This is a genomic window from Deinococcus misasensis DSM 22328, assembly GCF_000745915.1.
GTDB classification, from domain to species: domain Bacteria; phylum Deinococcota; class Deinococci; order Deinococcales; family Deinococcaceae; genus Deinococcus_C; species Deinococcus_C misasensis.
The window spans coordinates 1-9,846 of sequence record NZ_JQKG01000082.1 but is presented as its reverse complement, the minus strand read 5'-3'; the positions used below and the strand labels follow the sequence as shown (position 1 = coordinate 9,846).

Sequence of the window (9,846 nt, the reverse complement as noted above, 5' to 3'; positions counted from 1 at the left end):
CCAGAGCGTGGGCGGAAACCGGGGATCACATGGCTGCGGAGCCGAGGTGCAGTTATGTGCCACCGGCATTTCTGGAACGTAAGATTTCTGCTGCCTTGTAGGGCTCCCTGAAGCCGAGAGCCGGCGGCCCAGCGCCGAAGAAGCCGTCTTCGAGGCGCGTCGTCAGGGCCAAGACAGAGCCGAGAGCCGAGAGCCGAGAGCCGAGAGCCGAGAGCCGAGAGCCGAGAGCCGAGAGCCGAGAGCCGAGAGCATCGTGCTGTTCGTTCAGGAAATAGTCAAGGGGCTGTAGGGGCGCAGCGTGCTGCGCCCTGAACGCTTTAGCCAAAGCTTTTTTTGCCCTCGGCCCTCGGCCCTTGGCTCTCGGCCTTTTTATAGCCTTCTGCCTCCTTGCAGACCTTTCTCTTATCTTTCTCCAGTACACTGTTACTAGCATGTCCAAGACTCCTGCAAACGCTGAAGCCCCCCTGCTCGAACACTTAGAAGAATTGCGGATCCGCATTTTCTGGGCGCTCGGGTTCTGGATTGTGGGCTCGGGTGTCGCCTGGAACTACCGGGCCAACATCATCGACTTTCTGCAATATCCCCTGTCGTTCACCAAGACCAACAGCAACCTGATGGTCACGCAGGTCACCGATCAGTTGTTCATGAGCTTTTCGATTGCCATGTGGGGCGGATTGATCGTGTCGTTCCCGTTCATCCTGCACCAGATCTGGCTGTTTGTGGCTCCCGGCCTTTACGACAACGAGCGCAAATGGTCCATCCCGATGATCCTCTGGGCCCTGAGTGCTTTCCTGACCGGAACGGCGTTCTGTTATTACGTGTTCTTGCCCAAAGCCCTGCCGTTCATGATTGATTTTCTGGGCGCAGGTCTGGATGTGTCTTTCGTGGTGAACCTGAACCTCGGGCAGTACATCGGACAGATGCTGTCTTACCTGCTGACTTTTGGTCTGGCCTTTGAACTTCCCATCCTGACGTTTGTGCTGGCCCGTCTGGGCATCGTCACTTACCAGTTGCTGGCCAGTTGGCGCAGGTATGCGGTGGTGGTTCTCCTGATTCTGGCGGCAGTGATCACCCCCACTCCAGACCCCGTGAACATGCTGATGCTGGCCGTTCCACTGTATGTCCTCTATGAACTGGGGATTCTGCTTGCTAGAATGGGAAAACCCAAAACGCAAGAAAACGCTGTGGAACAGTAAATTTATATTTCTAAAGATCGTACATAAACCTAAAGTTAGTGTACTTGGTACGTCATGTTTTTTGTGCTCCTGAGCGAGATTTTAGACATGTTTGTATAGAACTTGTTTAGTGTACTTGCTACCTTGTGACCCACCACAGACATAGACTGAACCGCATGGACGAGATCAAAGCACTCCGCGCAGAGATCGATCAAATCAACCTGCAGATTCTGGACCTCCTCTCCAGACGCGCAGAAGTCGTGATCAAAATCGGTGAAGCACAATCCCAACAGGGCCTGTCCCACTACGACCCGGCCCGTGAAGAACAAATGCTGAAGGACCTGGCCAGAGCCAACAAAGGTCCTTTCCCAGAGGCCACCATCAAGAAGCTCTTCAAAGAGGTCTTCAAGGCCAGCCTGGATCTGGAAGAACAACAGGACAAAAAAGCCCTGCTGGTCTCCCGCAAAACCAAGAAAGACGACACCATCGTGCAAATTGGTGACCTGCAAGTCGGTGGGGGCAATGCACCTTTCCTGATCGCCGGTCCCTGCTCCATCGAATCGGAAGAGCAGATGGACAGCACCGCCGAATACCTCGCAGGTTACGGCGTGAAAATCCTGCGTGGTGGAGCCTACAAACCCCGCACCAGCCCTTACGGTTTTCAGGGGATGGGTGTGGATGGCCTGATTCTGGGCAGCCGTTCCTCCAGAGCCAACGGACAGTACTTCGTCACCGAAGTGATGGACACCCGCGATGTGGAAATCGTTGCCGAATACGCCGACATCCTGCAAATCGGTGCCCGCAACATGCACAACTTCGCCCTGCTCCGTGAAGTGGGCAAAGCCAAAAAACCCGTTTTGCTCAAGCGTGGCTTAAGCGCCACCATGGAAGAGTGGCTGTACGCCGCAGAATACATCCTCTCCGAGGGCAACCCCAACGTAATCCTCTGCGAACGTGGCATCCGCACCTACGAAAAATGGACCCGCAACACCCTTGACCTGAGTGCTGTGGCCCTCGCCAAGCAGGAAACCCACCTGCCTGTGGTGGTGGACGTGACCCACGCAGCAGGACGCCGTGACCTGCTGATTCCTCTGGCCAAAGCCGCTCTGGCTTGTGGTGCAGACGGCATCCACGTGGAAGTGCACCCCAGCCCTGCCACCGCCCTCAGCGACAACGAGCAGCAACTGGATTTCGCTGGCTTCAAGAAGTTCTACGAAGCCCTCGAAACCCAGCTCAAAATGCCTGTCAACGTTTAAAATTCTGGCATCAAGAGAACCCGAGTTTTCCTCGGGTTCTTTTTTGTGGGCCTCAAACAAAAATCCCCTCTTTCAAGGGGATTTCGTGTCGGTGTCAGGAAAAACCTTATTCGGCTTTGTCTGGTTTGGTGGTGTCCACAGGGGTGGGGTTCTGGGTGCCCGAGTCTGCGGCAGCCTGAGGGGTGTAGGTCTGGCTCTGGGCCGCGGCGTTGGCTTCGGCTTGAATGGCAGCTTCGGCAGCTTCTGCGGCCTCGGGGTTTTTCTGGCCGATTTCGCGCAGGTCTTCTTCCTTCTGGGCGATTTCGGCTTGCAGGCGTCGCACTTCGGCGAAGAACTCGCCGGTGCCTTCCAGGGTGTTGGCGTTGAACACCTGTTTCCCGAGTTTGCTGTAGGTGGCCTCAAGGTCACGGTTCAACTGGAAGATTTCATAGCGGAGTTTGCTGTACTGGGCAGCTTCTTCTCCTTTGGTTTTGGCAACGTCCAGTGCGCTTTTCAGTCCTTTGGCAAGGTTGTCCAGAAATGACATGTTCGTACCTCCTGATGTTTAATTACGAGGGATAGACCCCCAGCGTTCCCATGAACTCGGGTTGACTGGTTTCGAGCCCGTGGCGGGTCAGGACACCGATCAGTTCGCGCTTGAGTTCTGCAATGCCTTCTCCGGTCAGGGCCGAAACGGCCAGTCCAGAGTACCGCTCCTGCAGGTCTGCAAGCCGCTCTGAAGAGGCCTGATCTGCTTTATTGAGCACCACCATCACCGGAATGTCTGTAAGTTCGAGTTCTTTCAGGATGTTTTCCACCGACTTGTACTTGATCTCGAAATCCGGAGCACTGGCATCCAGAACGTGCATGAGCAGGTTGGCATCGCCAATTTCTTCCAGCGTGGCCTTGAAGGCTCGGGCCAGATCTTTGGGCAGGTCACGGATGAATCCCACCGTGTCGGTCAAAATCACCTGACCGTAATTCTGCAAGAACACCTGACGGCTGGTGGGGCGCAGGGTGGCGAACAGCTTGTTCTCTGCCAGCACCTTTTTCTCTTCCCTCTGGTTGAGGAGGGCATTGAGCAGGGTGCTCTTGCCAGCGTTGGTGTAGCCCACAATGCCGACCACCGGAATGCGGTTTCTGGCCCGGGCTTTGCGTCGCTCTTCACGGCGACGGGAGAGGTCCTCAATTTGGTGTTCCAGATCGGCGATGCGGTCGTTGATGCGGCGGCGGTCCAGCTCCAGCTTGGTTTCCCCCGGTCCACGCGTTCCGATGGCTCCACCTGCCGAAGACCCTGCCGAGCCCCCGATCCTGGAAAGCTGGGTGCCTTTCCCGAGCAGTCTGGGTTTCATGTAGCGCAACTGGGCCAACTCCACCTGCAACTTGGACTCTGTTCCGCTGGCATGCAGGGCAAAAATGTCCAGAATGAGCTGGGTGCGGTCCACGATTTTCAGGTTGGTGATGGTCTCAATTTCTCGGGCCTGGGCTGGAGAAAGCTCCTGTCCAAAGATGATCATGCTGGCGTCCAGGTGGTAAGCCTTGGAGGTCAACTCATCCAGTTTGCCTTTGCCGATCACGCTGGATGGGTTCAGGTTCTTGCGGTACACCAGTTCTTTGTGCACCACCACTGCACCTGCCGTGCGAGCGAGTTCGTTCAGTTCTGAGAGGCGGTCCTCGGCATCAAATTCGCCAGAGTCCACCTGGACCAGCAAGGCACGTTCAGCATCTTTTTTCTGTTTCTTGAGGTCCTTGAAGCGGGCGAACTCCTCTTCCAGAGCCCTCACTTGCCCTTGCAAATCCCAATCTTCCAACTCGTAAACGGTTTGAGGGGGCAGGATGCGCCAGTCTTCCTCTTCCAGAGCTGCATTGGGCGGGGTGAGGTGGGCCACATGGGCCTTTCCGGGCATCCCCTCTTTGACCTCGATGGCACAAATGGCGTCCAGACGGTTTAAAAAGAGGGTGGAGAGGTCCGATTTGCTCAGTGCCCCTCCTCTGGGATGGGTGTGCACCAGATGGAATCCGCTGAGGCGGTTTTCACCGTGTTTGACAGGGGGCAGTTCTGTGGTTGCAGCATCTCCGACGGACACCGTTAAAACATGACCCCGACGGTCAATGAGCACGGCCACTTCACGGCGCATGTCGGTGCTGAGTTCGCCCATGGCACGGGCAAGCTCTGGGGTGACCACCATTCCGGGGGGCACTTTGCGGCGGTAAAGGTTGGAGAGGAGTTTGATCTGGTTGCTTTTCAAACCTTGCAGGTTTCCGTGTACTTTCTCTATGGTCGTGTCCTCCGACAAAAACGAGCAGTCTTCTGCCCAGAGGTGAATTTCGGGCAGCGGTGGATGGCCTTGATCTGCATTGCTTAAATCATATTTTAACACCTGATGACAGAGAACTTCGGAAGGGAAATCCCACTCTGGGTTTAGGGCAGAGCAAGGGTTTTCTCACTTGATGTTGACCTTAGGGCCGAGGACCAAGGGCCCAGAGCCGAGGGCAAAAAACGCAAGCCAGAGACAGGTCCAAGATGCCCATTGGCTGTTGTAAAGCTTCAGCCAAAGCACCTTAAAAGCTCTCGGCCCTTGGCCCTCGGCTTCCCATCTCAAATCCGAATGTTGTCCATGGTCCTTCCATGGTGCGCCGATGCACGCACACAAACATCAGCAACATGGCCTAAGACAAACAGGCACACACCACCGTACACTGGCTTTATTCAGACGGGTCACAGGCCCGGTCATTTGTGGGCAAACGGCCTGCAACAGGAGGTGGTGCAATGGGCATCTACAACGGAAATGTTTTGAACCAGAATGGACTTTTGTTTTTCGCCCTTCCATCACCCGGGGCCTCCTGACCAGCACCTGACTTGTTTGTGAGGAGGATCCCCGCACAGGAGATTCCTCTTGCGTTACGACGATTACCCCGACACACGGGAAAAATTCCGCAAATCCAACAACCGCAAAATTTCCAGCAAACGCCGCATCAAGGACCTCACCGAACACAAAGAGAAAAACACTTCTCTGGACAAGTTCGCAGATCCTGCCCTGCAAGAACTCTTTGAGCGGGGTTTCATTCAGGATGTGGTCTGGCAACTCCAGCAAGGCAAGGAAGCCACCGTTTACGTGGCGACTTCCGAACAGGGTCTGGTGGCCGTCAAAGTGTATGCAGACATTCGGGCACGCTCTTTCCGAAACGACAGCGTGTACCGCGAAGGACGTTTCATTGCAGACAGCCGCATCGAAAAAGCCATTCAGGACCGCACCAACGCCGGAATCAATGCCCAACTGGTGCTCTGGGTAGAGCAGGAGTACATGGAGCTTCATTCCCTGCATCACCATGGCATTGCTGTACCCAAACCCATCGCCCGCAACGGCAACGTGATCATCATGGAATTCATTGGCACCGAAGATGGAGCCGCACCCCGCCTATCGGACGTGCACCTGTCCAGAGATGACGCCAGAAGTGCTTTCGAACAGGCCAAGAACATTCTGCTGGGCTTTGCCAAACTGGGACGCGTGCACGGAGACTTCTCTACATTCAATTTGCTGTGGCATGAAGGCAGAGTGTATGCCATTGATTTCCCCCAGATGATCCGCTTCCGTGAAAACCCGCAAGCCGATGCCCTGCTCAGAAGGGACATCCGTGGGATGCTCAAAACCTTCAGCAAACTCGGAATGGTGGCGGAAGAAGAAGCGCTTTATCAGGAGGCGTTGCGTCAGGTGCCGAGGTAAGGCCGAGAGCCGAGAGCATCCTGCTGTTCGTTCAGGAAATCGTCAAGGGGATCTGTAGGGGCGAGGCGTGCCTCGCCCTGAATGCTCAAGCAAAAGCTTTTTTAGCCCTCGGCCCTATGCACTCGGCGGGCTGCAGGCTCCTTCTCATGAAAACGCTTTCTTGTCCTGTACAATGGAGAGCAAAGGACAAACCCATGCATAAAAAGCGTTCGAACCTTTGCAAGACGGCCTTGATCGGTTTCAGCCTGCTTTTCAGCCCGATGACACTGGCCCAGAGTGTCACCCTGACCCTCGACAACGCTCCCAGAGCGACCATCACACCAGATCAGGTTGGAGGGTTCAACTTCGGGAATTTCATGAACGTTGTGGACTTTCAGCAGGACCTCTTGAAGGTGGCTCCACAGGTGATCCGTTTTCCGGGTGGCAACATCGGCGATGAACGGAACCTGCTGGAAGCCGACCTGAACATCCTGAAAAGCAACTGGATTTTGCTCGGGAAACCCAAAATTGTGATTCAGACACGGGTCTTTGCACGTCCCAACGACAAGGATCCGGCCAACACCCCCGAGGGGGCAGCCAACCTGGTCAAGATGGCCAAAGACATGGACATTCCCGTATGGTACTGGGAAATCGGCAATGAACCGGACCTGTACTCCGTGACCCGGGCCGATCCCACTTGGACCGCAGAGCGGTACTGTGACACCTTCCGGGGTCAGCGTGAAGCCATGCTGAAAGTGGATCCCAGCATCAAATTTGTGGGTCCCAGCATCTCTGGTGCAGGCTACCGCAACTTCGTGGAGGGTTTCGTCAAGAAGTGCGGTGACATTGTGGATGTTCTGAGCTGGCACATCTACCCCACCGATGGCTCCAAAACCGATGCAGAAGCCCTGAAGACCGTGGAACTGGGTTCAGATGACCTGACCTTCTACAAGAACCTCTGGAAAGACCCCGAGCGCAATCCTCTGGGCCACCAACGCCAGATTGAATTTGGCATCACCGAGTATGGCCTGAGCTGGAAATCTCCCAACTACAAACACCTGACCGATCAGGTGGCCGGACTCTGGACCACCGAAACCTTGCTGCGCATGGCTGAAGGTGGGGTCAAACTGCTGAATTACTTCGCTTTGCAGGGAACACAGGGGCACGGCATCATTGGGGATGATTACCTGTACCGTCCGACGTACTATGCTTTCCGCTTGCTGAGGGATTTCCATGGCACCAGTCTGGGTCTGGCTTCTTCCGATCCAGAGGTGTGGTCCCACGCCGTTGAGCGGGACGGCACCTTGCAGGTGATCCTGATGAACACCTCCACTGCACCCAAAACCGTGGGCACCGATTTTGCAGGCTGGAAACTGGCGGGCAGCGCAGGCTTCACCGAAAAAACCGTCAAAGACGAAGAAGATTACTTTCAACTTCCATTGCAGAGCAGCATCGAATTGCCTGCAAGGTCCATGGTCAAATTGACGTATTCCCGCCTCTGAACCTGACCTTTAAACTGGGCAGATGCACATTCTTGACATTGACGTTCCCTCTGGCACGCTGGACGGCTGGAGGGACATTTTTGTTTTTCCTTTTGAACCGCTTTATTTCACACCAGATGACTTTGCTCTGACTGAAAGCCTGCCTGTTTCTCCACGAACCCGCAGCACAGACCTGAATTTTGCGGATGCTTACTGGACTTACCATGTGCCTGCCATCGCCACACACATGGCTCTGGTCGATCCAGAGACCCTCCGAACCCATCCTGAATGTGCCCGAATCATGGGCGTACAGAAAGCTCTGGGACGCAACCAGCTTTATGCTGTGGATTTTGTCGTGCAGGTGCTCGGAAGCATCCCAGAACCCAGAGATGTCTTTGAGACAGATGATGGTCCCTGCTTTGCCTTGAGGCATGACGTGTGGCACAGCCTGAGCAAGGAAGATCAAAACCATTGGCTCAAAGCCTTCATCGAGCAAGAACGAGAAAAGTGCCTCTCAGGTTCATTGAAAGAGGAAGCATGGGAACAGATTGAGCAAAAGTGCAGCCCTTGGGTCAGAGAATTGGCGGGCACTTTTGCCACCCAGAGCGGTCCCAACTGCTTTGCCACCACACTTTCCGCTCTGGCCAGAGACCGCCAAACCTTTGAAGCCACAAAAGACCTGTGGCTTCATCCAGAGCCTTTTTTCCAGCAACTGCAAGATTGGCAGTACCAACCAGAGGCTTTCGATGCTGTGAACCTGCCAGACCACAGTGCTCTGGTGTTTCAAGATGGCTCTGGAAAGGCCCAGCATGCCTGTTTGCACCTGACAGGGGGTCTGGTGTTGAACAAGGACGCACAGGGCTGGTTTGCCCCAAGGCAAATTCGCACACTGGATTCCCTTCTGCAAAGCTGGCTGCATCCAGATTGGACCCTGCAAGTGTACCAACACGTCTGAAAAAATCCCCATTTCTGGGGATTTCAAAGTCTGAGAAGGTTCATTTTCGGTTCTTTTTGATCGGCACAGTGGCTCGCATGGGAGCCGGACGGGAGTTGTTCTGGTCCAGAACTTTGGACCCGAGGCAGAACGCATAGAGCACAACGGAGAGCAACATCAAAAACAGCAAGGTCACCATACCTCACCTCCCGGTGATGAACCCATCTTAGCAGCCTTCTCGGGTGAATCAAGTTGTCTGGCGCGCAATTGATGCCAAAAAGAGCACACCCATATATAAGACTTTTAGAAAACAAATTCGGTTTTGCAAATGGCAATTCCACATGGCCTTTTTGTTGCGAACGGCATCTTTCCTGCCTTAAAGCTTTACACCCAGAGCCTGACCCACCCTTGCCTTCTGTTTTTCGGGATAAATCACGATGAACTCTCTGGAGTACAGGTCAGACCAGAGGTTCTGAAACCCGTCATAACTGATGGCTGCATTGGGGGCATAGTAGGGATCGTTCAGGAAGAACATTTTCTGGCGGTCATCAAATCCGGTGACGATGCGGAAATGGGGAACGTCACTGCTGGCCTTCAAATACTGCAAGACCAGCACAGGATAACCTGCCCTCACCAGTGCTTTGACGTGACCAATGGCCCCGTTTTTGAACCGTTGCGCCCGGAGGCCAAAATTTTTCACGTAAGGGTCGATCACCTCGGTTTGCATGTAACAGGTGGGACAGGCCTTGAGCACCCCCGAGATCTTTTCCTGATTCACATGGATGCCATAGTAGGACAGGATCGAGGAAAGTGCCTGAGGACCGCAATTGTTGTAGGTTTGCTTGCTCCAGGTGAACCCTTGCAACTGTACAGCTTGAGCACCCTGAGGCGCATTGCCTTTTGCAAAACCAGCAGGCAACACCAGCAAAAACAGGACGAAGAGAAAGCGTAGCATTTGTGACCATTTTAAGGCGTACAGGCTTTCCAGAGAAGCACACCTAAATGTAAAAGGTAGGAAATGGAGGGGCTAAAAGCCGAGAGCCGAGAGCCGAGAGCCGAGAGCCGAGAGCCGAGAGCCGAGAGCCGAGAGCCGAGAGCCGAGAGCCGAGAGCCGAGAGCATCGTGCAACACGCATAAAAAATACTCAAGGGGATCTGTAGGGGCGAGCGGGCAGAGGGATCAAGAGGTGATCCCTCGTTTTGCACAAGTTGCCCTCGGCCCTTGGCCCTCGGCACCAGAGACAACGGACCTTTTGGGTCCGTTGTCTCTGGTTTGATTTTGGCGGAGAGGGAGGGGTTCGAACCCTCGGTGCAGTCA

9 protein-coding genes are annotated in these 9,846 nt (G+C 54.7%); 5 read left to right on the top strand and 4 right to left on the bottom strand.

The genetic code is table 11. The features are described from left to right. Positions 1-431: 431 nt before the first annotated feature. Positions 432-1,196: a twin-arginine translocase subunit TatC gene (tatC, locus tag Q371_RS22715; RefSeq protein WP_034345113.1), complete on the top strand. Its 765-nt coding sequence runs from the start codon at positions 432-434 to the stop codon at positions 1,194-1,196. Positions 1,197-1,351: 155 nt separating this feature from the next. Continuing rightward, positions 1,352-2,431 carry a bifunctional 3-deoxy-7-phosphoheptulonate synthase/chorismate mutase gene (locus Q371_RS22710; protein WP_034345110.1) on the top strand — a complete coding sequence of 360 codons (1,080 nt, stop codon included), beginning with the start codon at positions 1,352-1,354 and terminating at the stop codon, positions 2,429-2,431. 106 nt (positions 2,432-2,537) lie between these two features. On the opposite strand, the gene Q371_RS22705 is transcribed toward Q371_RS22710, so the two are convergent. Then, a complete protein-coding gene (locus Q371_RS22705) occupies positions 2,538-2,957 on the bottom strand; it encodes a hypothetical protein (RefSeq protein WP_034345107.1) in 420 nt (139 codons plus the stop codon). A gap of 22 nt (positions 2,958-2,979) precedes the next feature. Continuing rightward, positions 2,980-4,659 carry a GTPase HflX gene (gene hflX / locus Q371_RS22700; RefSeq protein ID WP_245618426.1) on the bottom strand — a complete coding sequence of 560 codons (1,680 nt, stop codon included), beginning with the start codon at positions 4,657-4,659 and terminating at the stop codon, positions 2,980-2,982. Between the two features lie 648 nt (positions 4,660-5,307). Between hflX and Q371_RS22695 the strand changes: the two genes are divergently transcribed. From Q371_RS22695 to Q371_RS22685, 3 genes are all read left to right on the top strand, one after another. Next, positions 5,308-6,135, top strand: coding sequence for an RIO1 family regulatory kinase/ATPase domain-containing protein (locus Q371_RS22695; RefSeq protein WP_051965111.1), 828 nt, complete (start codon positions 5,308-5,310; stop codon positions 6,133-6,135). Positions 6,136-6,329: 194 nt separating this feature from the next. Beyond that, positions 6,330-7,616, top strand: a complete 1,287-nt coding sequence (locus Q371_RS22690; RefSeq protein ID WP_051965109.1) for a GH39 family glycosyl hydrolase — start codon at positions 6,330-6,332, stop codon at positions 7,614-7,616. A 22-nt stretch (positions 7,617-7,638) separates the two neighbouring features. Continuing rightward, positions 7,639-8,550 carry a hypothetical protein gene (locus Q371_RS22685; RefSeq protein WP_034345105.1) on the top strand — a complete coding sequence of 304 codons (912 nt, stop codon included), beginning with the start codon at positions 7,639-7,641 and terminating at the stop codon, positions 8,548-8,550. Between the two features lie 40 nt (positions 8,551-8,590). Here the strand turns inward: Q371_RS22685 and Q371_RS27410 are convergent, their stop codons facing one another. Both Q371_RS27410 and Q371_RS22680 read right to left on the bottom strand, forming a co-directional pair. Then, complete coding sequence (locus Q371_RS27410) at positions 8,591-8,728, bottom strand: hypothetical protein (protein ID WP_157442893.1); 138 nt, start codon at positions 8,726-8,728, stop codon at positions 8,591-8,593. Positions 8,729-8,905: 177 nt separating this feature from the next. Continuing rightward, a complete protein-coding gene (locus tag Q371_RS22680) occupies positions 8,906-9,484 on the bottom strand; it encodes a C39 family peptidase (protein WP_034345103.1) in 579 nt (192 codons plus the stop codon). Between the last annotated feature and the right edge of the window lie 362 nt (positions 9,485-9,846).